Annotated in this window: 19 protein-coding genes and 1 pseudogene; 12 read left to right on the top strand and 8 right to left on the bottom strand. The window is 44.3% G+C overall.

The features are described 5' to 3' along the window. The first annotated feature begins 221 nt into the window (after positions 1 to 221). On the top strand, positions 222 to 1,577 hold the full coding sequence (gene brnQ / locus BN1546_RS02110) for a branched-chain amino acid transport system II carrier protein (protein WP_025677948.1): 1,356 nt from the start codon (positions 222 to 224) through the stop codon (positions 1,575 to 1,577). A 123-nt stretch (positions 1,578 to 1,700) separates the two neighbouring features. Here brnQ and BN1546_RS02105 read toward each other — a convergent pair whose 3' ends face one another. Continuing rightward, positions 1,701 to 2,621: an AraC family transcriptional regulator gene (locus tag BN1546_RS02105; protein ID WP_064963146.1), complete on the bottom strand. Its 921-nt coding sequence runs from the start codon at positions 2,619 to 2,621 to the stop codon at positions 1,701 to 1,703. A 181-nt stretch (positions 2,622 to 2,802) separates the two neighbouring features. Between BN1546_RS02105 and yicI the strand changes: the two genes are divergently transcribed. Continuing rightward, complete coding sequence (gene yicI / locus BN1546_RS02100; RefSeq protein WP_090735607.1) at positions 2,803 to 5,127, top strand: alpha-xylosidase; 2,325 nt, start codon at positions 2,803 to 2,805, stop codon at positions 5,125 to 5,127. Positions 5,128 to 5,271: 144 nt separating this feature from the next. Here yicI and BN1546_RS02095 read toward each other — a convergent pair whose 3' ends face one another. Continuing rightward, positions 5,272 to 6,225 (bottom strand): serine hydrolase domain-containing protein, encoded by a 954-nt coding sequence (locus tag BN1546_RS02095; protein WP_090735605.1) that lies wholly within the window; start codon positions 6,223 to 6,225, stop codon positions 5,272 to 5,274. Positions 6,226 to 6,501: 276 nt separating this feature from the next. Between BN1546_RS02095 and BN1546_RS02090 the strand changes: the two genes are divergently transcribed. Both BN1546_RS02090 and BN1546_RS02085 read left to right on the top strand, forming a co-directional pair. Next, positions 6,502 to 8,220: a methyl-accepting chemotaxis protein gene (locus BN1546_RS02090; protein WP_090735602.1), complete on the top strand. Its 1,719-nt coding sequence runs from the start codon at positions 6,502 to 6,504 to the stop codon at positions 8,218 to 8,220. A 92-nt stretch (positions 8,221 to 8,312) separates the two neighbouring features. Then, the gene (locus BN1546_RS02085) at positions 8,313 to 9,629 is read left to right on the top strand and encodes an MFS transporter (RefSeq protein WP_058712216.1); all 1,317 of its coding nucleotides are present in this window, start codon (positions 8,313 to 8,315) and stop codon (positions 9,627 to 9,629) included. Between the two features lie 105 nt (positions 9,630 to 9,734). Here BN1546_RS02085 and BN1546_RS02080 read toward each other — a convergent pair whose 3' ends face one another. The 3 genes from BN1546_RS02080 to fsa form a co-directional block, all read right to left on the bottom strand. Beyond that, a complete protein-coding gene (locus tag BN1546_RS02080; protein WP_013370590.1) occupies positions 9,735 to 10,934 on the bottom strand; it encodes an MFS transporter in 1,200 nt (399 codons plus the stop codon). A gap of 1 nt (position 10,935) precedes the next feature. Next, positions 10,936 to 11,391 carry a MarR family winged helix-turn-helix transcriptional regulator gene (locus BN1546_RS02075; RefSeq protein WP_013370591.1) on the bottom strand — a complete coding sequence of 152 codons (456 nt, stop codon included), beginning with the start codon at positions 11,389 to 11,391 and terminating at the stop codon, positions 10,936 to 10,938. 164 nt (positions 11,392 to 11,555) lie between these two features. Next, positions 11,556 to 12,203, bottom strand: a complete 648-nt coding sequence (gene fsa / locus BN1546_RS02070; RefSeq protein ID WP_040101606.1) for a fructose-6-phosphate aldolase — start codon at positions 12,201 to 12,203, stop codon at positions 11,556 to 11,558. 218 nt (positions 12,204 to 12,421) lie between these two features. Between fsa and BN1546_RS02065 the strand changes: the two genes are divergently transcribed. From BN1546_RS02065 to BN1546_RS27665, 3 genes are read left to right on the top strand one after another with little or no spacing between them, the layout of a single operon-like run. Continuing rightward, positions 12,422 to 13,099, top strand: a complete 678-nt coding sequence (locus tag BN1546_RS02065) for a CBS domain-containing protein (RefSeq protein WP_255305253.1) — start codon at positions 12,422 to 12,424, stop codon at positions 13,097 to 13,099. Between the two features lie 22 nt (positions 13,100 to 13,121). Further along, on the top strand, positions 13,122 to 13,535 hold the full coding sequence (locus tag BN1546_RS02060) for a TraX family protein (protein ID WP_255305252.1): 414 nt from the start codon (positions 13,122 to 13,124) through the stop codon (positions 13,533 to 13,535). A gap of 20 nt (positions 13,536 to 13,555) precedes the next feature. Continuing rightward, on the top strand, positions 13,556 to 13,741 hold the full coding sequence (locus tag BN1546_RS27665) for a hypothetical protein (protein ID WP_255305251.1): 186 nt from the start codon (positions 13,556 to 13,558) through the stop codon (positions 13,739 to 13,741). An 88-nt stretch (positions 13,742 to 13,829) separates the two neighbouring features. Here the strand turns inward: BN1546_RS27665 and BN1546_RS02055 are convergent, their stop codons facing one another. The 3 genes from BN1546_RS02055 to BN1546_RS02045 form a co-directional block, all read right to left on the bottom strand. Then, positions 13,830 to 14,828: a polysaccharide deacetylase family protein gene (locus tag BN1546_RS02055; RefSeq protein ID WP_090735597.1), complete on the bottom strand. Its 999-nt coding sequence runs from the start codon at positions 14,826 to 14,828 to the stop codon at positions 13,830 to 13,832. Between the two features lie 118 nt (positions 14,829 to 14,946). Further along, positions 14,947 to 18,642: a non-ribosomal peptide synthetase family protein gene (locus BN1546_RS02050; protein WP_090735593.1), complete on the bottom strand. Its 3,696-nt coding sequence runs from the start codon at positions 18,640 to 18,642 to the stop codon at positions 14,947 to 14,949. Between the two features lie 144 nt (positions 18,643 to 18,786). Then, complete coding sequence (locus tag BN1546_RS02045; protein WP_058829450.1) at positions 18,787 to 20,556, bottom strand: methyl-accepting chemotaxis protein; 1,770 nt, start codon at positions 20,554 to 20,556, stop codon at positions 18,787 to 18,789. 468 nt (positions 20,557 to 21,024) lie between these two features. Here BN1546_RS02045 and BN1546_RS02040 point away from each other — a divergent pair, with 468 nt between their 5' ends. The 5 genes and pseudogenes from BN1546_RS02040 (at position 21,025) to BN1546_RS02020 (ending at position 24,582) form a co-directional block, all read left to right on the top strand. Beyond that, complete coding sequence (locus BN1546_RS02040) at positions 21,025 to 21,495, top strand: GNAT family N-acetyltransferase (RefSeq protein ID WP_090735590.1); 471 nt, start codon at positions 21,025 to 21,027, stop codon at positions 21,493 to 21,495. Positions 21,496 to 21,555: 60 nt separating this feature from the next. Beyond that, complete coding sequence (rpiA, locus tag BN1546_RS02035) at positions 21,556 to 22,224, top strand: ribose-5-phosphate isomerase RpiA (protein ID WP_025677931.1); 669 nt, start codon at positions 21,556 to 21,558, stop codon at positions 22,222 to 22,224. Next, on the top strand, positions 22,224 to 22,673 hold the full coding sequence (locus BN1546_RS02030; protein WP_025677930.1) for a VanZ family protein: 450 nt from the start codon (positions 22,224 to 22,226) through the stop codon (positions 22,671 to 22,673). The genes rpiA and BN1546_RS02030 overlap by 1 nt, the downstream gene beginning before the upstream one ends. A 198-nt stretch (positions 22,674 to 22,871) precedes the next feature. Continuing rightward, positions 22,872 to 23,334: pseudogene (locus BN1546_RS02025) on the top strand (MarR family winged helix-turn-helix transcriptional regulator). A gap of 183 nt (positions 23,335 to 23,517) precedes the next feature. Further along, positions 23,518 to 24,582: a cobalamin B12-binding domain-containing protein gene (locus BN1546_RS02020; RefSeq protein WP_025677929.1), complete on the top strand. Its 1,065-nt coding sequence runs from the start codon at positions 23,518 to 23,520 to the stop codon at positions 24,580 to 24,582. The last annotated feature ends 10 nt before the right edge of the window (positions 24,583 to 24,592 follow it).

Genomic DNA, 24,592 nt, shown 5'->3' with positions numbered 1-24,592 from the left:
CAAGTACAAAGTTACTTGAAACCGTGAACGTATATAGAGTATTGTGTAATGATGAGTTATCGAAACTCACATCTTGAATAATGTTCTTACACCGATCGGGAAGGGTTAGCGGAGGGCTATCCCTACTTGGTGCTGCTATGCCCTATTCACAAGTACTATACAAAATAAAAAGAAAATGAATGATAACAAATTGTTGTGATTTCATGGTTGGAGGATTTATTATGTCAAAAAGTGTTTCTTCGTCCTTTATTATTATTATAGGATCGATGCTATTTGCCTTATTTTTTGGTGCAGGGAATCTAATCTTCCCACCTATGCTTGGTCAAATGGCTGGAGAGAATGTATGGATAGCCAATGCGGGTTTCTTGGTTACCGGAGTTGGTTTACCGTTACTAGCCATCACTGCCTTTGTTTTTTCAGGCAAAAGCAATTTACAAACTTTAGCGAGTCGGGTACATCCTGTATTCGGGATTGTCTTTACAACGATCCTTTATCTAGCCATTGGCCCTTTATATGCAATTCCAAGAACCGGTAGTGTGTCGTTTGAAATTGGAGTAAAACCTTTCTTTTCAAACCATACAGATCATCCTGTCGCACTTTTTGTATTTACAATTCTTTTTTTTGGAGTTGCATGCTTGTTATCACTTAACCCTACAAAAATTATTGATGTGATCGGAAAGTTTTTAACCCCCATTAAATTGACATTCATTGGAATCCTGGTGGTTGTAGCTCTTATTCACCCCATAGGAGCCTTCCAAGCACCTGCTGAAGGCTATACTTCGCACGTCTTTTTCAAAGGTTTTCAAGAAGGTTATTTAACATTGGATGCTCTTGTAGCCTTTATTTTTGGAATTATCATTGTGAATGCAATTAAGGAAAGAGGAGTTACTGCCAAAAAAGAGCTTATGATTATTTGTGCTAAATCGATAACTATTGCGGTTGTCCTCTTAGCATTTATCTATACGTCTCTTGCCTACATGGGAGCTTCTAGCGTTGAAAAACTGGGTGTTTTAGAAAATGGTGCTGAGGTGTTAGCCAAGGTTTCATCCTATTATTTTGGATCTTACGGCTCCATTTTATTAGGCTTAATGATTACAGTAGCGTGTTTAACGACAAGCGTAGGGCTTATTACGTCCTGTTCTTCCTTTTTTCATACCTTGTTTCCGAAAGTTTCTTATAAAAGAATTGCTCTCATGTTATCCATATTTAGTACCATTGTAGCCAATATAGGTTTAACACAGCTCATTAAGGTTTCAACGCCAGTGTTAATTGCAATATATCCTATTGCGATTTCTCTAATATTTTTAACATTTTTACATTCCGTGTTTAAAGGAAAATCAGAAGTATATCAAGGCAGTTTAATATTAACCTTCATTGTTAGTCTATTTGACGGCTTGAATGCTGCTGGAATAAAAATCAAAGTAATTAATGACTTTTTCACTCAAATTCTTCCGTTATATGATGTAGGATTAGGCTGGTTAATTCCCTCTGTTTTAGGAGGAGTAGGAGGTTATATATTCTACTATATTAAACGAAGAAAAATTGTCCTTATACTTATGAAGCCAAAAAATAAATGATTTGCTTATTCGGTGAATTGGACATGTATAACAAAAAGAAAGAACGAACGGAGAACTGGATCTTCCGTTCGTTCTTTCTTTTTGTAACTTTACTGGCTTCTATTCAAATCAAAATCATGCTTTTTAGTCTGTTATAGCAGGGACAGCAAGCGCCTGATCTGCTTCGTGCTGCTTGCGGTATAGCGAAGGAGTCAGACCGTTCCATTTTTTAAAGGTTGCAATAAAATAGCTTAGATTTTCAAATCCCACATCCAGCGCAATATCAACTACTTTGCGGTCACTTTGCTCTAGCAACCTGCAAGCCTTTTGAATCCGCTGATAGTTGATATATTCAACCGGACTTTTCTGCACCATCTGCTTGAAGAAACGACAGAAATGTCCCTCGCTCATCCCAACCTCATCTGAGATCTCTCGCAAACGAATGGGCTCATGCGCATGACTGTTGATGTACGCCAGTGCTTTTTTGATCCGTTCGACCTTGTTGCGTTGACTCGCCATAACCACGTCTTCTCCGTTAGCCGGAGTCATATGCGGGAACAGGCAGGCGATTATGCTATAGAGTTGTGCTTTGGTGGTCAGCTCACGGGCAGGCGCATTCTGTTCATGGCTGGTGATAATACGTTTCAACGCGGTCAATAGCTCCTGCTCCCAAGACTGTACACCGCGAATGTGAGGGGGAGGGACGAGCTTTTTATGGATAAACGGTTCAATAAACTGGGTCTGAACTGTATCTTGCGTGCGGCTGTGCAGCATGTCCGGGTGAAACACCACCGCAGAAAATACACAGCGAGGACTTTTTTGTAAATAACCGGCGTGAAGCTCGCCACTGTTTACAAAAAGGGCTTCACCTTCGCTAACCTCCGTATAGACCATATCCGTCTGAAATACAGCACTCCCCTGTTCTACTACGATAAACTCCATTTCCTCATGCCAATGGGACTCCAATATACTATTTCCGTTCAATTGCTCTACACTAGGATATACGCTGACTGGATACATGGGATTGCCGTGAATGCGGTTCTCTCGTAACATTTCCTTTTGCATTTCATTGATTCCTCTCGGCAAACTGATTTATATAGGAAACATCAAAATATTGATACTAAACGTCAAAATAAAAGAAGTAAACCCTTACATAAATCAATATTATTATAGTAAGGATTTCGAAAAAATCCAATAAGCGATTTGGGAACAAGGAATATAAAAGTCGAGACGGAGGAAGAGACAGATGAAATTTACTGATGGCTATTGGTTGGTTCGCAAGGGCTATGAAATACAAAATCCTGCTGACATCCGTGATATCGTGACGGACGATGCTTCCATGACGGTATATGCAGCAACCCACCGGATCGAGCACAAAGGGGATACGCTGAACGGGGCGTTACTGAAAGCGACCTACAGCTCTCCCATGCCGAATGTTATTCGGGTGCGTCTGAACCACCATAAGGGACGGGTGCATCATGGACCAGATTTTGAAATTCACACCTTGCCGACAGAGGTGGCTATTACGTTGGGTGAGGATGTAGCGGTGCTGAAAAGCGGCGATCTGAGTGTGCGAGTCGGTCGTGGAAAGAGCTGGGACGTAGGCTTTTATGTCAAGGATCGTAAAGTCACAGGCAGTGGGCATCGGGGACCAGGCTATATTACGGACCCACAAGACCAGCCTTTTTTCCGAGAGCAGCTGGAGCTGGGCATGGGGGAGTACGTATACGGTCTTGGAGAGCGTTTCACTCCGTTTGTGAAAAATGGTCAGATCGTTGATATTTGGAATGAAGATGGCGGGACCAGCAGTGAACAGGCGTACAAAAACATTCCATTTTATTTATCCAATAAAGGGTACGGTGTATTCGTCAATCATCCGGAAAAGGTATCCTATGAGATTGCGTCGGAAAATGTTTCGAAGGTACAGTTTAGCGTTTCTGGCGAATCGTTAGAGTATTTTATTATTGGTGGAGCTAATCCTAAGGAGGTACTTGATAATTATACCAAGCTGACAGGCAAGCCTGCATTGCCGCCGGCCTGGACCTTTGGTTTGTGGCTGACCACTTCGTTCACGACTGATTATGATGAAGCGACAGTAAACCATTTTGTGGACGGGATGGCTGAACGGGATCTGCCACTCTCGGTATTCCATTTTGACTGCTTCTGGATGAAGGAATACCAATGGTGCGATTTCCAGTGGGATCAAGATATGTTTCCAGATCCGGAAGGCATGCTGCAGAGATTGAAAGCTAAAGGTCTCAAAATTTGCGCATGGATCAATCCGTATATTGCAGAAAAGTCCATTTTGTTTGATGAAGGCATGGAGAATGGCTACCTGGTTAAAACAGCCGATGGCAGTGTGTGGCAGTGGGACATGTGGCAGGCGGGAATGGGGCTGGTTGACTTCACGAATCCGGCTGCAGTTGCCTGGTATCAGGATAAGCTGAAGGTGCTGATCGATCAAGGCGTGGATTGCTTCAAAACCGACTTTGGTGAGCGTATTCCAACAGATGTAGTTTATTTTGATGGCTCTGATCCAATGAAAATGCATAATTACTATACGCATTTGTACAACAAAGCTGTGTTTGATGTGCTGGAGGAAAAGCTGGGTAAAAATGAAGCCGCATTATTTGCACGTTCTGCCACAGCCGGGGGACAACAGTTCCCAGTTCACTGGGGCGGAGACTGCTCGTCCACGTATGAGTCGATGGCAGAATCCTTGCGGGGCGGATTATCGCTTGGCTTGAGTGGTTTTGGCTTTTGGAGCCATGATATTAGCGGCTTTGAACTAACGGCTGCGCCGGACTTATACAAACGGTGGGTACAGTTTGGACTGTTATCCTCCCATAGTCGTCTACACGGAAATGTGTCATACCGTGTTCCTTGGCTGTTTGACGAAGAGTCAGTCGACGTAGTGCGCAGCTTTACCAAACTCAAATGCTCGCTGATGCCACACCTGTATGCAGCTGCTGTGGAATCCTCGGTGAAGGGACTGCCGATGATGCGGGCTATGGTTTTGGAATTCCCGCAGGACCCTACCTGTGCCACGCTGGATCTACAATACATGCTGGGGGATTCCATTTTGGTAGCTCCGATCTTTAATAAAGAAGGCAATGTACAGTATTATGTACCAGAGGGTCAATGGACGAATTTGCTAACGAATGAAATCGTATCTGGCGGTCATTGGGTCAACGAGCATCATGATTTTACAACCTTGCCTGTGCTCGTGAAGCCAAACACATTGCTGGCTATCGGTCATGAGGATCGTCGTCCGGATTATGATTATGCAGATCAAGTAGCGCTTCATTTGTTTGAACTAGGTGAGGGGCAACAGACCCGCACGGTCATTGTGAATACATCAGGTGAAGAAGAGCTTACGGTTACTGCCAGCCGCAAGGATTCTGTCATTACGCTGAAGGCCGAAGGTGCCGTTAAACCGTGGTCGTTAGTACTGCGCGGTATCCATGAGGCTGTTCAAGTGAAGGAAGGCACTAGTCTGGCAGGAGAACAGGGGTTAATCATTACACCAGCCTCCAGCGGACAGCAAGAGCTCACTATTCACTTGGCCTAGGTTAGGAGTTCATCCGTGGATGGATAGATTATATTGTAGCGATTATATTGCAAAAAAAAGGGCTTGCCTGATACAAACAGGCAAGCCCTTTTTGATGTAGCATCCGATAAAGAATATCTTCAACTTTAGCATTGATATCATACCCTATGCATTTTGCTGAAGTAGTAGTGGTACAAGGTACTGCCGGAAAATATCCACAGGAGTCCGTTTCTTTTTAAATTTATCAGCCGTGAGGACAACTACCAAGTCATAAGAGGGGACCACAATAATGTATTGCCCACCAAAGCCGAGTGCGTAAAAAAAGCCTGTTTCCGTTCCTGTCTCTCTCTCATCTGAAAAGGAAGAAGCCCACCAGTGACAGCCGTAATATGCTTTTTGTGGTTTGGAGGCTGGAAGAAATGGACGGGTCGAATATCGGACGGTTTCTGTCTGGATGATCTGCCGTCCTTCCCAGCTTCCTTCGTTCAGATAAAGTCGCCCGAATTTGAGCATGTCCAGCGGTCTGAGATGCAGCCCAAAGCCCCCGGTGTGAGTGCCTTGCGGATCGGTTTCCCACTGATAGTTATCGATACCAAGTGGCTGGAATAATTGCTCCTCGGCAAATTCAGCAACGGCTTGTCCAGAGGCAGAACGCAGCAAGGTGGCCAAAAGTTGAGAACAGCCAGAGCTGTACTCCATTCGCGTACCTGGTATATCCGATAATGGCTGTGAAAGCACAAATTGCACCCAATCGGACGTTTTGCTCATGGTAGGAAAAGAATTTTGTCCCCCAAATTCCGTCCAGTTAAAGCCAGCAGACATCGTCAGCAGGTGTTCAATCGTAATATCACGCTTTCGAGGGTCACTGTCTTTGGCTAACTGGGGGAAAAATTCGAGGATCGGTGTCTCTGGTTTGGGTACCAGTCGTTGATCCATAGCAATACTAACTAATGCAGAAATCACACTTTTGGTACAGGAATTTATTTTATAGAGTTCGTTGGCGAATTGAGGCTCACGGTAGTAATCCATGATCGTATGTCCCTGTTGCTCAATAAGACAGCTACGGGTTTCCAACTCGTTAAGCACGTGAATAAGTGGTTTGAGCTCCAAACTTTTCATGCAGATCCTCCTTGAGGCTTATAGCATACCATTACATAGTATATCATTTTTAATCATCCGAATCCGACAAGTATAAACGACTAATGGTTCTTATCTTTTTCCCTAATTTGAATTTTTTTGTTTTTTGATATTAATAAATATATATATGTTCACTAAAAAGACACAAATATATTTGAAAATCTATACACTTTTTCGGTTTCATTTAAAAAAACAGATCAATAAAACGATATATAGTAAGTTGAACATTTTATTTTGAAACAACTGGGGGACCAATTCATGAACTTAACAATTAAGACCAAAATGATTCTCAGCGCGATACTGATCCCAAGTGTGATTGCTGCCATGCTGCTGACCAATTACATTTTAAGTGTACATAGTGAGAATGAGTACAAAGATATTATGAACCGTGAAGAGGCGATTGCGTATAACTCCAAGTCTCTGCAATTTTTGTTAAACGGGATATCCAATGATGAGCGGGCATATTTGTTGACTCGTGACGAACAGTATGGGAACGAAATCGGAAACAAGCAAAGTGAAGTTGCAAAGTTGTTACAGGAGACAGAAGCTCTGCTCAATACAGGCAATGAGGATACAAAAAAGAAGATGACTGATCTCAAAACAGGGATTAATACCTATATGAATCAAGTTCATAGTCTACTGACTACAGCGGGGTATAAGAGTACAAGAGATGATGCCTTCCCGTCATTTTCTGAATTGCTCGATGATTTTGAAAACGAACGGGTTTTGCGCAAGCAACTTGATACCAAGGTGGTAGCATTTGTCAAAGCGCAGGAAGATATGGTAACGGTGAAAATACAGCAGGCGCATCAAACGATGACGAATACAACCTTAATTACGAGCATTGTAGGGCTTTTGGTTATTATTTACAGTATTGCTCAATCTATCGTTTTGATTCGTTCTATTCGTCCATTACACCATATGAATGAGCAGCTGTTGCAAATGTCTCAAGGTGGAGGAGATTTGCGAAGTAGACTGGATATTACGTCCAAAGACGAAATCGGTATGATTGCGAGCTCCTACAACAAGCTTATTGAAGGGTTCCGCAATATCATTGTGGATGCTCAGGATACGGCTCGTACATTAACCGTAACCGCAGAGCGTGTTAACGTCAGTACTGAGGAAATGAATCAGGCCAATCGTCATACCTCCGGTGTAATGGAAGAGCTTGCGACTGGTATGGAGCATCAGGTCGATGATATTACACAAACTACAGATACCATAAAAGAGCTTGCCAACGAGCTGGAACGGATTGCTGCCACAAGCGAGCAGGTATATGAATTGTCTGATACAGCTGCTAAAGATGCAGAAGCAGGGGAACAATCGATTGGTAAGGCTATGCGTCAGATGGAGAAGGTAAGCGAAAGTGTAGACAGCTCTGCACGTGCTGTACGTTCACTTAGTGAACAGGCGGAGCAGATTGGCATGATCGGATCTGTTATTACCGGATTTGCCAAACAGACTGGAATGCTGGCGCTTAATGCGTCCATTGAAGCGGCAAGAGCGGGAGAACAGGGCAAAGGATTTGCTGTTGTGGCCTCTGAGGTAAGAAGATTGTCCGAGCAAGTATCGGTTTCAGCAGCAGAAATCACACAGTTTGTGCAAAATATTCAGGAGCATGTTGGGCATGTCGCTTCAACCATGCAGTCTGGAACAGTTGAAGTGCAATCTGGCGTAAAGGTCATGCAATCCGCTGAAACTGCATTTCGTCAGATTGGAAGTTCCATTCAACAAGTCAGCGAGCAGATTCACAGTGTAAACCGGTCTGTAGAACAAATGTCCGGTGGATCTGAGCGAATGGTGAAGGCCGCGGAACGCATCCGTGAAGTAGCGGAGCAGACGGCAGGAGGAACCCAAAGCGTCAGTGCGGCGGCTGAAGAGCAACTGGCTTCCATGGAGGAAATTGCATCGTCCATTCATACTGTGGCGGATATGTCGCAATTGCTAAACGCAAGGGTCGGTGGTTTTAAAGTATAGCCGTATAAATTCCCACCAATGTAAACACAATAATATCTGTTGAACGAATCTGGACAGCTGTGTGTTATTACTTTTGCAAAGGTGGTAACGGGATGCAACAAAATAAAGGGAATCTGGTTGCATTAGGTTCCATCCCGCTGATGATGACGCTGGGTAATTCCATGCTGATTCCGGTTTTACCGGAAATCGGACGTAAGCTACATGTAAGCTCCTTTCGGATTAGCATGTTGATTACAGTGTATGCGGTGGTGGCCATTTTACTGATACCGATTGCGGGCTATCTATCCGACCGATTTGGCCGTAAAGCAGTGATTGTTCCCTGTCTGATTCTGACTGTGATTGGAGGGGGAATTTCTGCGGTGGGAGCATGGTTGCTCCATGACCTGGCAGCATACTGGACCATTATTGCAGGTCGACTACTTCAGGGCGCAGGAGCGGCAGGTGCTTTTCCTATAGTTATTCCGCTTGTGGGCGATCTGTACGAGAACGAGGATGAAGCCAGCAAGAACCTGGGGGTAGTCGAGACCTACAACACATTCGGTAAAGTATTAAGTCCGATTCTCGGTGCTGCGTTGGGCGCTGTGCTATGGTTTTTGCCATTGGCAGTGATTCCGGGTCTCTGTCTGATTTCGCTTATTTTGGTCATTTGGCTGATCCATGTGCCCAAGCGTAAAAATCAACCGATTATGTTTCGAGAATTTGTGGGGAATGTGAAGCAGGTGCTTGCCGAAAAGGGACGCTGGCTCTACGCTATTTTTGCTATGGGCGGTATTTGCATGTTTGTCATTTTTGGCGTCTTGTTCTACTTATCCGACATACTGGAAAGTCGCTACAACCTCCATGGCGTCTGGAAGGGCTTTGTGCTGGCTATACCGCTTATTTCCCTCTGTCTGTGCTCTTATTTAGGTGGCAAAGTTATTGGCAAGCACAAAAAACGTATGAAATGGATCGGTTTCGGAGGTTTGGCCATATTGACGATTAGCTTTGCCATTCTCGGATTTTTTCAACATATTTATGCGGTGATTGGCCTGTTTACGCTAGGGGGCGGCGGTATTGGGCTCGCACTCCCTTGTTTGGATGCACTGATTACCAAGGGGATTGAAAAAGAGGAGCGCGGAACTATCACTTCCTTGTACAGCAGTATGCGCTTTGTCGGAGTATCTTTAGGTCCGCCGGTTGTATCTTTGCTGATAGGCAGCAGTGGGCATGGTCTGCTTTTTGGCGTCATGGCCGCAGTGGGGGGAATTGCGGCTCTGCTGATGCTATTTGCGGTCAAGCCAGAACAGGATGAACCAGCAGGGGACAAATCCAGTGATCGCAGCAATAAGAGTGAGGGAATGACATACATTTCTCGAGAAAAGCCTCTTTCTTCTAAGCTTAGACACAAAACCCCTGCGAAATATAAATAAATTGCAAAATGAAAAAGCATCCGTTTTCCATGGAATAAAGCCATGGTAACGGGTGCTTTTGATATTTGAGCGAGTATAGATGGATACTCATTCTAAAGAATAGTCTTATCCCTCTAGAGGGACATTTCTTTTAGGCTTGCGGCTTGCGATGATCTGAATGACATAAATCAGCAAGAACAACACAACAAACAGCGACGAAAGACGATACATCCATGCATAATCACTGGCTTTGGCGATAACGCCAAGTATAAGCGCTCCGGCTGCGACCCCGAAATCGAGGGAATTGAGAAACATACCGTTTGCCATGCCTCTCTGTTTAGGTGACACAACCTGAATCATCCAGGTTTGCAACGTTGGCTGCATAACACCAAACCCGATACCGTAGCAAAGAGCAGACAGATACATAAAGGCGTCACTGTGTGCGTAGGAAAGCAGGATCAGACCGCCAATGAGAAACAGGGAACCAGGGATAAGCAGTGCCTTTGCCCCTTTTTTATCATATATACGACCCGAGAAGGGGCGCACGATCAGTACAGATACCGCATTAAACAGGAAAAAGTAAGCCGGGTGCGCAAGATTAGCTTCATCTCCATAAAGCGCCATAAAACCGAGCAACCCGCCATATGTGATAGACATCAACATGTTCAATAAGGCGGGGATCCACAATTTACGGTTAAATGCTGGTTTGCGCCCTTCTTCCAAAGGAACCATAGGTGGTTCGACGTGCCCCTTAGGCAGTGTGCGAATGAGCCAGTAAGCTAGAGGGAAAATGACAACAATGACAGCGGATGTCGAATAGGCAAGCAGGTTAAAACTGCCGTATTGCAGCATCGAAATACCGATAGTTGGCCCAATAGACATCGCTAAACTTGTGGACAGACTAAAAAATCCCATTCCTTCACCAAGACGTTTGGGAGGGATGACGTCAGTGACCATTGTTGGAAAGGCGGTGCTGCTCATACCAAAGCCGATCCCAAACAGCATACGCATGAGCAGGAGCACTGCAATTGTCGGTGAAACACTGTAGCCCAGCGTTCCTGCTAATGCAAACAGCAGTCCAACGAAGATCAGGGCGCTGCGATGTCCTTTTTCCAGCATACGGGCAGAAAAAAGCCTTGCGACAATTGCACTTAATGCGAACAAAGTCGTAACAAGACTGACCTGCACGGAGGTAGCATGGAATGCATTTTTCACATAGGAAGGAATGGAAGATACAATCATCTGTAGTTCCAGAAACAAAAATAAATTGGAAACCGTAAGAACGATAAATTCCTTGGTCCAAAGAGGTTGCTTGCCTTGTTGCATATTAATCGTTCTCTCCTTGTTTTTCTGATTCAGTCATGTTGGTATGAATTTGTAAAAGAATGTGGCGGAATTGCTTTAGATCGGCAGAGGAAATTCCTTTTACAAAATCGTGGTTGGCATCCCGTTCGACGGGGAGGGTCTCCTCCACAAGCTGTCGACCAGCTTCAGTCAAATGAAGCAAATAGGCCCGGCGGTCCTGCGGGCTATTCACACGTCGTACCCAGCCCTTCTTGTCCAACAAATCAATAATACGGGTCGTAGTGGGCTGATCCTTTACGGCCTTAGCTGCAATTTCTTTCTGATTTAAACCCTCGGCTTGATAGATTTGGTATAGAACCGACCATTGCTCTGGGGAAATATCATAAGGTTTAAGACGATGTAAGAGCTGTTGACTCATTTTACGATGAGTGATCCCGAGCAACATCCCAATAGAGCAATCGGGAGGCAAATTGTTCATAGGGCACTCCTTTCTATTTTCCGTACAGGGATACTTTGAAATTAATTAGTTGTTATAACAATTATATAGACAACAAGTTGTTTTGTCAAAAGAAGTGCAAAAAACAGCCCGTAAAAACGGGCTGTTGGGGTATTAGTACAATATAGTTTGCCATGACTGGCGAATTAAGCTTTAGGTACAGTTTCCCAATCCTTAAGGAAGCGTTCGATACCGCTGTCTGTCAGCGGATGTTTCCACAGGGAAGGAAGCAAGGAACCTGGAATGGTGGCGATATGTGCACCAGACAGGGCAGCGTCTTCTACATGCTTAATGTTGCGGATGGAAGCAGCGATGATTTCCGATTTCAGACCATGAATGTCCAAAATTTGTCTCAGATCGCGGATCAGCTTCATACCGTCAACAGCGATATCATCCAGACGTCCTACGAACGGGCTGATAAAAGTAGCGCCAGCTTTGGCTGCCATCAAACCTTGAGCTGCGGAGAAAATCAGTGTTACATTCGTTTTGATTCCGTTCTTGGTCAGCTCGTTACAAGCGTACAAACCGTCCTCAGTCATAGGAAGCTTGATCACCACGTTAGGTGCCCATTTTGCGATGTCATAAGCTTCTGTAAGCATATCCTCAGCCTTGAGGCCGATTACTTCAGCACTTACGGGACCTTCAACGATACTGCAAATCTCCTGAATGACTTCCTTGAACACTCGACCTTCCTTAGCGATCAGGGAAGGGTTGGTTGTTACACCATCAACCAGACCCAAACGTTCAATACGTTTGATTTCTTCAATGTTACCAGTATCCAAGAAAAATTTCATTTGATTTTCCTCCTCAGGTTTATATAGTACATAATACATATCATATGGTGTACATTATGTTCATTTAAATGTAGCATATTGCACACGTTAAACTTATAATTAGTATGTATTACATTCTTAATTGTGACACATTTTAAATTTGAAAACAAGCGGTCTATGATTAAAATTTGATGAATTGTTGAAACATCCTGAAATTTACTGATCTGTGCTCATTTATAATGTATACTACCCCATTCCATAAGGAGGTAATCATTATTCAACTGTCAGAAAGACAGCGGGAAATTGTAGATATTGTCCAGCGTCTGGCGCCTGTTACAGGGGATAAAATCGCTGAAGAGCTGGGACTATCGCGGCCGACTTTGCGTTCTGACCTTGCTTTGCTCGTTATGCTCGGGCTAGTAGATGCCAAACCAAAGGTGGGCTACTTGCCAGGGCGTTATCCAAAATATGATAGCCATATCGGCAGTATGCTCAAAAAGATGACTGTGGCAGATATACTAAGTGATCCGATTTTGATATCAGGTGATGCTACCGCCTATGATGCGGTATTGATGCTGTTTCAGCAAAATACAGGCACGCTGATGGTCACAGGGGAGGAGCAGGAGCTCATTGGTATTGTTACCCGCAAAGATTTACTGAAGGTCATGCTGGGACATACTGATCTTCACACTGTCCCGGTGACCATGGCTATGACTCGCCGGGCCCAAATGACGACGCTTGCTCCAGGAGATTCTTTATTGGAAGCAATATCGAGACTGGTTCGACATCAGGTGAATTGTCTTCCAGTTTTGGACGAGCAATGCACTTCCTTGGCTCCAATTCAAGGATTAGTAGGGCGTGTGACGAAAACGGATATTATGAACGCCATTCTGAATTTGACGGAAGAAAAGACGTAAAACATGAATAAGGGGGCCTTATATGTACTGGTTGGCCATGCTGACGATGCTGATTGACCATGTCGGACTTGTGTTTTTTCCGACAGATCCGGCTTGGAGAATTGGCGGCAGGCTTGCTTTTCCAATCTATGCGTACGCCCTCTATATGGGCTATACCCGTACTCGAAATATACGGAGTTACATGCTTCGCCTGCTCGGGCTGGCCCTAATCTCCCAGGTACCCTATATGCTGGCATTTGATGTGCATAGACTCAATGTGATCTGGACGCTGCTGGCGTCGTTGCTCGCGCTGTCTGCTGCATCTCGCATGAAGCATTGGGTGGCTGTAACGGGTCTGTACGTCCTCACAGCGCTATTTATGGAGCTCAGCCAGATGGATTACGGAGCTTATGGTCTGCTGCTTGTTCTATTTATCGATACACCCGTTCATATATGATGATTGCTGCCCATTTTGTTTTGAATATTGTGTATGATATGGTACACCATGCGAATATTCAGCACTTTAGTCTGCTGTCCAGCATTCTGATTGTATGTTTTGCCACTGAGGAGAGCGGATTTTATCGTCGGGTACCGCGTTGGTTGTGGCGCAGCTTTTATCCGGCACATCTAGCTGTGATTGCGCTAATTCGCATCTGGCCCTAAACTCGAAATCATACAACAAAAGAACCTTCACAATCCTGACATAAAATGATTGTAAAGGTTCTTTTTATTCTTAAATAAACTATGGTGTTCAGGATGCCTCATTCGGACCTTGGGCAAAAGGAAGTGGGCGAAGGGGAGCCCCTTCTTTCATATATTGTACCAATACTTCGGGAATATTGTGTATTCCACCTGCATTGACGCGATAGCCATTCGTTTGTCCTGGCGAGTTAATTCCTCGTTTCACCGTGAACGTAACGTCAATTCCCAAGGAGCGGCAAATTTCCAATGTCTCCTTGGTATACCCACCATAAGGGAAGGCCAGTACATTCTGATCATTGTGTAGATGTTTGAACAGCTTCTTATCAGCCATGTCCAAATCGGTATAAACCCGCTGTTTGAACTCCTCCTCGGTTTCCATTCGCCCCAGCTTTTTCGAATACACCGGACCCATCAGAAGCGGTTTTTGTTTGGTGCGCGTGGTGTTGGAGTATCCGTACGAATGCTCGTCATTGGTATGACTGTAAAAATCAATACCCTCTGCATGCATCTGATGAATTTGATCCCATGTCAGCTTGGGTATACCGATATGTTTAGGATTGCTGATTGTGGATGTAATGAGAAAATTGGTGGCCGGAACATGATATTTCTTCAACACGGGAAAAGTGTCCGTATAAAAGGATTCATATCCGTCGTCAAATGTCATAAGGACCGCATTATCGGGAACTTTGCCTTTATGTAAAATAAAATCTGTATACTCTTTCATGGTGATCCAATGAAAGCCATTTGCTTTCATTTCGTCCAACTGTTTCGTTAAATTACTAAGCTTGAGAGCACCGGGATCAGGTGGAGTCTTGGTCACTTCATGATACATCAGGACAATGACTTTGTTTTGGTAATATACCCTATCTGGTGTAGGCGTCAGTGAAAATAAATGGCGTACCAGTCGATCTGCATTAGCAGTGCGTGTACGATGAGTTCCTTTTACTACAGGTGTGTGATAAATGCTACGTGCTTCATACACCAAAATCCCTAGAATAGCTACCAAGCTTATGATTAGCAATGTTCTTTTTAAAAAAGTGTGTTTCATTGAATGACATCCCCCGCATGCAAAAAATTCTGAAAGTATAGAGGTTTATACTAAATATGAAACTAGCAAAATCTAGTCTATCATACCGAAAACACGCGGGGGAAATATCACAACTTTGTTACCTCTGTGTTGCTTGTGCAGATATCGAAGATGAGGCCGGGAAGTAACCGATCTCGACAGCATGCTCGATCATATTGCGAATAAACTCCAGGTCGGTTACCGGACACTGGACGCCAGCTTGTTCCAGCAGAGCTGTGGTTACAGAGCAGCCGTAACGGTAGGCCGAATCCTTGGCGCCATCACCTTCGAGTTGCCCCATAGCAAGGTGAAGTGCATCTTCCTGAATGCCAGAAGACGGATTCAGCAGCCAAGCGCTGTAATCGTCAAAAGGCAGGGTTTCTACTGCGTAACCGAGCTGGTTTACCATAGCGATCAGTTCATCATATGGCAGTGGGTTCGGATTACAGATGTGGAAAATGCGGTTCGCACTTTTTTGCTTGACGGACAGTTCTACAATAGCACGGCTGGCGTAATCAATCGGTGTAAAGTCTGTATGCCAATCGGCTTGTGGAGCTTTGCCCAGCAGCAGCATCGCTTTCATCATACGATAATAAGCATTGCTGTCGATATTACGCTGGAAGCGTCCGTTGGCCGAATGGGCGGTCAAATTACCGGCACGGTAGATCGAGACAGGCGTACCTGCTTGAGCTGCTTGGAATAATAGCTTCTCTGCCGCAAGTTTACTGTTCGTGTACAGGTTGTCCACGTGCAGTTCATCTGGGAAGGCAGAGAGTTCTAATGTCGATTCCCATTTTCCTTCGTTTGCAAGATCCTCTGGTATTCCCATAGTGGAAACGTGATGGAAGGAGACTCCTGGTTTAGCTTGAGCGATTTTTAGCAGTTCCAATGTTCCGGTCACATTCGTGCGATCGAAGGTTGCTGAATCACCAAAATGGCGAACGTCAGCGGCGCTGTGAATGATACCGTCGATGTGGTGCTCTAGCATATGGCGGTCGACAGAAGAGAGACCAAGATCAGCTTGCTCTAGATCCCCATAGACAGCCTTCACCCGTCCTTCCATCAAGCTGGAGATACCTTGACCAAAATATCCTGTCAATACGGATTGAATACGCTCAAAGCCAGATGGACCGTCCTGAGAAGGGCGTACCATTGCGTATACTTTGGCTTCTGTCCGGTGGAGCAGGTCATACAGAATGTGTGAACCCAGATATCCCGTGGCTCCGGTCAACAAAATCACGCGCAAGTCGCGGATTTCAGCTAAATCTGAAGTGCCAGGCAACTCAATAGGATGTTCATTCAAATCTGTTTTTTCCTGAGAAATCGCGAGTGACTTGCGCTGAGGCGCTTGTTCTGTACCTAATTGCTCTACATATTCAGCAAGCTCACGAACAGTTTTGTAGCGGAAGAAGTCTCCAATACGCAGCGCGCCATAACGCGGCTTCAGAATAGCCAGCACATGAATGACACGAAGCGAATCGCCTCCTATCAGGAAGAAATCGTCGGTCGCGCCAATGTTATTTTTACCAAGCACTTGTGTCCAAGCTTCGGCAATCAGTGTTTCAGTTCCTTCGCGGAGAGGTTCCCCGCCGGACGTAACATCAGACACTTCAGGAAGTGGCCGCAGGGCCAACTTTTTACGATCGATCTTGCCAGTTGGTGAAATAGGCATGGCTTCCAGATGAACAACATGGGTCGGTACAAAATAGGAAGGCAGCTTGCCTCCAATATAAGACTGAATAACGTCCTGTGGAATGGTCTGTCCGTCCGAAGTGGTGAAATAGCCAACTAACATATTCTGATCTGTGTGATCCTTGACAGCAACGACAGCTACGTCCTGAACACCTGGATGTTTGGAGAAATGGTCTTCAATTTCTCCTATTTCAATCCGGTTCCCCCGAATTTTGAGCTGCGAATCCTTCCGGCTTACGTATTCAATCGTACCGTCTGGCAGTAGCTTGGCGATATCCCCCGAACGGTACATTTTCTCACCCGGGACAAATGGATTGTCCACGAACGATTGGGCTGTACGCTCCGGCTGGTGGAGATAGCCATGGGCCAACGCAGGCGTAGCAATGCATACTTCGCCCGGAATATTGACAGGACAGAGCTTATTATCGTCGTTAACGATGTACACTTTGTAATTGTAAATCGGCTTGCCGATCGGGATATTAACGACATGCTCAGGTACGGCACCACGAACCCGATGGGTCGTCGTCGCTACGGTGCATTCGGTAGGTCCGTATACGTTTACGATGTCGGTATCTGTACCGAATTTGCTTTGGAAGGCCCGAACTTGTGAGCCATACAGCGCTTCGCCTGCTACAGTAACAATTCGAACATTTGCGAGTTTACGATAACCTTCGTCTGACAGGTACGTAGATAGCTGATTAAAAAATACGGTTGGCAAAATAGTAATAATCGTTGTGCCCGTACGTTCGATGGCTTCAGCGAATTCTTCAACAGATACGCGCTCTTCGGAAGACAGCAAGTACAATTTTGCACCGTAAAACAAGGCTCCAATCGTATCCCACACAGAAGCATCGAAGCTATAGGTGGCGAATTGGGTCAATACATCCTGAGGCGTAATGTCACAATCGCGTTGTACGACAGCTCCCAGGTTAACGACACCGCGGTGAGCGATCAGGGCACCTTTTGGTTTGCCTGTAGAACCGGAGGTATAGATGACATAAGCTAGATCATCTGGACTTACATCAACGTTTGGATTGCTGGCTGCATAACCTGCCAGTGGTCCGTCAATAGCTAATATTTCTTTTACGGTTTCAATTGACCCGCATAGTTCAGCCGCTTGTTGGGTGAGTGCGGAAGTTGTTAAAACAAATGGAGAACGCGTGTCCTCGACAATGTAGCTACTCCGGTCAGCGGGGTGAGCGGGATCAACAGGAACGTAGACCCCTCCGGCTTTCAGTATGCCGAGCAGGGAAATAACGGTCTCCAAGCTTCGTTCCATGAAGATGGTCACGAATTCACCTTTGGTGAGACCTTTGGATAACAAAACACGTGCAACTTGGTTAGCACGCTCGTTCAATTCACGGTACGTATACTCACCTGTATGGGAAGCAATAGCTGGACGATCAGGGTATTGGGAAGCCGCTTCTTCAAACATTCCGTGAATCGTCTGATGCTCAGGATATTTTACGACTGTATTATTTAAAGCTTCGTGAGCAGCTCGATCTGCGTCCGATAATATGTCAATCGAATTCACAAGTGCATGGCTGTTGTTGAGTGCACCACGCAGAAGGGTTACAAAGTATTCAGCGTAGCGGACCACCGTTGTTTCCAGCAAGAGTGATTGATCATATCGAATCTGTATTTGATAAGTGCCATTGCTCTCACTGACAGCCCAGTCCATAATACGGGATTCTACACCGCTGTCTGTAGGTAGTGTTGTTGAAAATGAAGTATCGGCTTGCGGTTCTGCCAGGAAGGCATGAGGCTCACGGAGCATCTCCTGAAATAAGCTTGCCAGTTCATGAAAAGTCGTTTCCTTTTCAACTGTCAACGATGCTGTAAGCAGACCGGATTGTGGCATAAAAGTAGAGAAAGAAACTTCTTCCTCTGCGGATAGACGATATAACCATGCAGTATACGCTGATAAGAGCACCGCCTGTTTGTCTTCCGCAACTTTTTGTTGATTCAGTTGGTCCGAGATGGATGTTCCTAACTCTACTTGATAAGTAGAGGATGTATACTTGCGCTGTATACGTGCAAAATCCAAGGGAACTAGGAATGGGGATGGAGCTGTCTGTGTGCTGTTTTGTAGTAATGAAGCCATTACGCTAACCTCCTGAATGTTTGGTGTTTCAATATAAGTTGTAAATTTAGTAAATGCCTCCGATCCCTTCAAATGGATGAACAGGAGGGAGGCATTACCGAACGACTTACTTATGAAATATACATTGAAATCGATAAATGGATATTATGATTTGGTACGGTTTGTGTCTGCAATTTTGAAATAAGATGTAATTTCTTGAAGCTCTTCAGACATGGAAGTCAGCTTATGGGATGACTCGATGATAGAATCCAAAGAAGCTTTTTGTTCCTCTACCGTTTGCATAATGTGAACACTGTTATTGGCTGTTTTGGTTACGGTGGAGGAAAGATCGTCTGCTGTCGCGGTCATTTCCTGTGTCCCCGCAGATATTTGCTCCGTAGCACTGGATACTTCTTGGATTTGCCATGCTAGATTTTTAGTTGCTTGAAGAATATCGTTGAACAACTCGCCTGCTTGTCCAGCAACGACGATACCGTTTTGAACTTCAACGTTCCCTTGCTCCATCGAATTCACAGCTTGTCCGATTTCACTTTGAATTTCTTCAATCAGAGACGTAATTTGTTTAGTTGCCTCCGCAGATTGTTCTGCCAGCTTGCGTACTTCATTGGCCACAACGGCAAAGCCTTTACCTTCTTCACCGACACGCGCAGCTTCTATAGAAGCGTTCAGGGCGAGCAGGTTCGTTTGGCTAGAAATACCTGAAATGGTGCTAATGATATTGCCAATTTCCTGTGAACGGCTGTCCAGCAACTTGATGATACGGGAAGTATTCGTTACTGAATCGGTAATCAAATGCATTTGGGATGATACCTTATCTACAATCTCGTTACCTTCATTCGAACGCTTCTCTACCGAATTGGCTTCTTCGGCCACATTGGAAGAACTAGTAGCAATATTTTGGATAACTGATGCCATTTCAGCCATAGCTCGTGCACTATCGCCTGTCGCTTTTTCCTGTGAACGGATATTATCCGTAATTTCATTGATATTTTGGTTGATGATGTTGGAATTGATTCCGTTTTGCTCGCAGATTGCGAGTAATTCTTTCGCAGATTCATTGACTTCATCAGTAGTCTGCTTCACTTTGGTCATTATGCTGTTAATATGGCTTACCATATCGTTAAAGTTCTGATTCACGAGTCCCAAATCATCCTGACCAGTATGAATTTGAACATCCAGGTTTCCTCTGCTTACTTCACTGATACCGTACATCAGTTGCTTAATCGGAGACAGTGTGCGTTTTACTACCCAATATTGAAGCGCCAGGCAGATCAGTAGGAATATCACCAAAATGGTAGCGCCGCTAATGAGCAGCTTGGTCAATCCGGCAGGTACAGCACCAGCATCAGCATCGACCGCAAAATAAGCAAAGATTTTGCCACTAGGATCTTTAATCGGCGTCATCAAAGTCGTCCATGTGCCAAAAGAGTCATCATAGAAGCTGGTGAATGTAGGTTTGCCGGAATCCAGCATACTCGTTACACCTACAGCCACAACATTGGGTTGCTCGTACATAGCGCCGACACCCATCTTTTCTTTTTCAAATGATTCTCTCAGATCTTTTGGCATGGCAATAATGGATGTCTGATTACCATTTTCCAACTCTGTTCCGAAAATATAGGCGTGAGAGATATTCGGGTTCGTGGCCATGATGTTATCTAGATAGGTACGGAGTTTGGTTTGAATGGGTCCATCATAATTTTTTTCTTGAACCGCTTGGGATACTTCATCGGAATTAATGCCCTGCGCCCACTTCAATGTGATTTTTTCCACTTGCCCATGCAACTGGTCAATCAAAATCGTACGTTGGATCAAATAGCTAGACACAATAAGGACTAGCCCGATCAATACGATATTGAAGAAGGATAATAATAAGTTTTTGGTGAAGAATGATAAGCTACTCCACTTTTTCAAAATGTTCCACTCCCTGGTAGTATTTTTGTATATGGTGTTGAACCGCTTATCGAATGAGATAATCAAGTCCCCCTTACAAACACAATAAATAGAGATAATTGACCCTTGTTTTTTTTTATAATAGGTCTTAAGTCTTTTTCGGACAAGTAAGATATCCCTATATATATGTCGTACGAAAAGCTCTTGAAATGAATACCTAACACAATAAAAAATTAATTTTTAATAGGTAAACGTTGTGTGTATTTCAGTATTTTCCAATTTATACTCACGCTTGAAATTCAAGTTCATTTCAGTCCATAAGCAACTATTCAACAGAAACCATCATACTTTATAATAGAGTCAAATGCACTTATCAATTTGGGACATTTTTCATATTTGAAGCCGCAAACGCTTGATTTATCGCGGTTTACGTGAATTGTTTGCGAAATGAGTCCATGTATCTATGCATAGAGAAGAGGGAAGAGAAGAGTGTCCAAGCTTACGATTTTAAAGGTTGAGAGCAATCACGCGGATCTGCATCATTTGATTCATAGGCTGGATGAAGACTTGCTGGAAAGGTATCCTGCTGATCAAATTTACCTGGTTGATTTTTCCAACCCAAAAGTTAAAAGTATGGTTTTCGCTGTTGTGTATGTAGATGAAAAGCCGGTTGCTTGCGGAGGGCTTAGGCCTATAGATGCGGAAGAGATGGAGCTTAAGCGATTTTATGTCGATTCCTCTTATCGCCGACAAGGAATTGCAGTTAGCTTATTATCTTTCCTGGAGGACGAAGCCAGTAAACGGGGGATTATAAGGATTAAACTAGAGACCGGAGCGGCTCAACCTGAAGCGATTGCTTTGTATACCAAGCAGGGATACGAACCTATCGAACGCTTTGGGGAGTATGAACATGATGAAAATAGTCTTTGTTATGGTAAAAAGCTGTCTCTGTCTTTATAAAGCGTTCTCATATAAAATAGATGTTGATCAACACTAGCCTATATAGCGGGAGAGATGATAATGAATTTGAAGCAAAAAGCGGCTGAGAAAGCAGTAGAAGCGATTCAGGATGGCATGAAAGTAGGACTTGGTACAGGCTCGACAGCCTATTGGGCTATTCAAAAAATCGGAGAGCGTGTGGCACAAGGATTACATATACAGGCTGTAGCTACATCCCGAGCCTCGGAGGATCAGGCCAGGGAGCTGGGGATTCCCATCATTCCATTTGATCAGATTGGAAGACTTGACGTTACCATTGACGGTGCGGATGAGGTGAATGAGCAACTGGTTTTGGTAAAAGGTGGAGGCGGTGCTCTGCTGAGAGAGAAAATTGTGGAAAGCAATACCGACCGATTAATCATTATTGTGGATGAGTCCAAGGATGTGAAGGTACTTGGCGCATTCCCTTTGCCGGTCGAGGTGGTACCTTTTGCCAGTGAATGGACGTTGGAGGCTCTGCGGCAGACAGGCTGTAAAGCGGAATGGCGTATGAAAGACGGCGAGCGCTTCCTTACGGATAACGGTAATTATATTGCCGATTGTCGCTATGGTACGATCGAGAACCCGCAGGAGCTGGAAATTCGCTTGAATCAAATTCCGGGTGTAGTCGATAATGGACTGTTCATTAACATGGCGGACCAAGTCATTATCGCACGAGCTAATGGACAAATTGACGTACGGAATAAATAATGTCTGGTAACCGTCTGTTTTATAATTTGGCATTCGTGTTATTGATATTATATACAGGGCTTCTATTATATTGGATGTTTCTCGGTTTTGGTCGTACATTACGGCCAGGACCTCCGTATTCATATAATATGGTTCCATTGGATACGATCGGGCGATACTGGCGGGCAATGTATTCGTCCCCTTTTCGGGTATGGGGTGTTAATTTGCTTGGGAATATTGGTGTGTTCATTCCCTTCGGTGTTCTTTTGCCGATCATTTGGGTGTCTATGCGCAAGGTAGGCAGGCTGCTGTTAGTGGTGGTGGCCGCATTGGTCATTCTCGAAGTAAACCAAATGCTGCTGGGCGCAGGTACGATGGATGTGGATGACATCATACTGAATGTGCTGGGAGTATTATGCGGACGTGTTGCCTATGTATTTTTACGTAAGAAATTAAGAACTGAATCATAATCGCCCTGCTCTCGATATCAGTGTTTAATGACTGGTCGAGGGCAGGCTTTTTTTACATAATGAACGGCAATTTTCGCATAATAGATGGTAATTCTACAATAACAGAGCGTAAGAGCAGGAAGGGAAGCGCTTAAACTTGACAAAAGTACGCAATTAAGATATCTTTGAATAAAGATATGAGTAACGGAGGCTGTTAATATGTCTGTAAAACCAGATGATCAGGACTTAGCGCTTAATTTGTTCGTTGTTCTGGCACGTGCCTATAATTCGGTCACATCTCGCACGAATCGGGACATTCATAGTCATGGATTAAATACAACTGAATTTGGTGTGCTTGACCTGCTGTATTATCGCGGACCGCAGCCTTTGCAGAAAATTGGAGAAAAGGTACTGATCTCCAGTGGGAATATTACGTATGTGGTGGATAAACTTCAGAAAAAAAAACCTGCTTACTCGCCGTGCGTCACAAGATGATCGGCGTGTAATTTATGCAGAATTGACTGACGATGGACGTCATTTTTTTGAGCAAATATTTCCACAGCATCATCGTGTTATTATGGAGACTGTGGATGGCTTATCCGTGGAAGAGAAGGAGCAGGCTATTCATCTGCTAAAAAAGCTTGGACTAACAGCTGAGGGACAGAAGAGTAACGGATCATAAGTGTTGCATATTCTGGTTAATTCAGCTTTGAGATAAAATACCGACTTTTCGGTATTTTATTTTTTTGTCTAATTTTGGAGCAGTAGGTACGCAAATCAGGTATAATTGTCTAATAGTCTCGATCTGAGGTCATCCCTAGAACCTGTTTCATATACAAATACCTTGTCGGGGAAGGAGCTGTACATGAGTATACAGCAATATACCGCAGGTGAGTCGCTATTAATGCAAGCAGGAGGCTTGGCTGAACTAGTTACCCATAAACAATACGAATTACAGCCAGATCTTTTGGAGCGCTTTGGGGACAACGGTAAAATAAAGACAAAACAGGACTCCATATATAGTTTGAATTATTTAGCTGAAAGTGTAATTGTGAACAGTCCTATTTTATTTACGTATTATGTTTCCTGGTTAAAGAGACTTCTAGAAGGTTTCGGCATAACCCAAGAAGATTTGATCATCAATTTTCAATTAATTCGGGAGACGTTGGTAGAGCACTTTCATCACACGGATAAAACGACGGTGCTGATGCATCTGGAATTGGGGATACAGCAAATTGGGAAGAAGGAGGAGTACGCCTCTTTTATTACAGATGATAATCCCTATGCTGCAGATGTGGCTCAATATTTGGAATATTTACTTTTAGGTAATCGCAGACAGGCTTTGGATTGGATCGTTCATTTGCTTGATGAAGGTACGTCTATTCAACATACTTATAAATATATTTTTCAAATTTCGCAATATGAAATAGGTCGTCTGTGGCATGAAGGCAAAATCACGGTTGGCCAAGAACATTTTTGTACTGCTGCGACTCAGTTTATTATTTCCAGCCTGTATCCCAGATGGATAGGTACTGGAAATAAGGGACGCAGCCTTGTAGCAGCATGCGTAGGCAGCGAGCAGCATGAAATAGGTCTGCGTATGCTGGCTGATATATTCGAAATGGATGGTTGGGATACGTACTATTTAGGTGCTAATGTACCTGATCGGAGCCTGCTTCAGGCCATTGTGAGTTACAACGCAGATGTGGTAGCTATCTCAGCTACCATGGCTTACCATGTCCATCTGGTGAAAAAGTTGATTACTGTTATCCGTCAAAATACAACTACCAGGCATGTGAAAATTATGGTCGGTGGCTTGCCCTTTAATCTTGATTCACACTTATGGCAGGAAGTTGGGGCGGATGGATATGCACCAGGTGCGGAGGAAGCGCTGGAGGTAGCAGAGGGCATACTTTCGCTCAAGAGATAATGTTAGTGTT

Source organism: Paenibacillus sp. Mc5Re-14, from assembly GCF_001049835.1.
GTDB classification, from domain to species: Bacteria; Bacillota; Bacilli; order Paenibacillales; family Paenibacillaceae; genus Paenibacillus; species Paenibacillus polymyxa_C.
The sequence above is the reverse complement of the archived record's forward strand: the minus strand, read 5'-3'. Positions and strand labels throughout refer to the sequence as shown.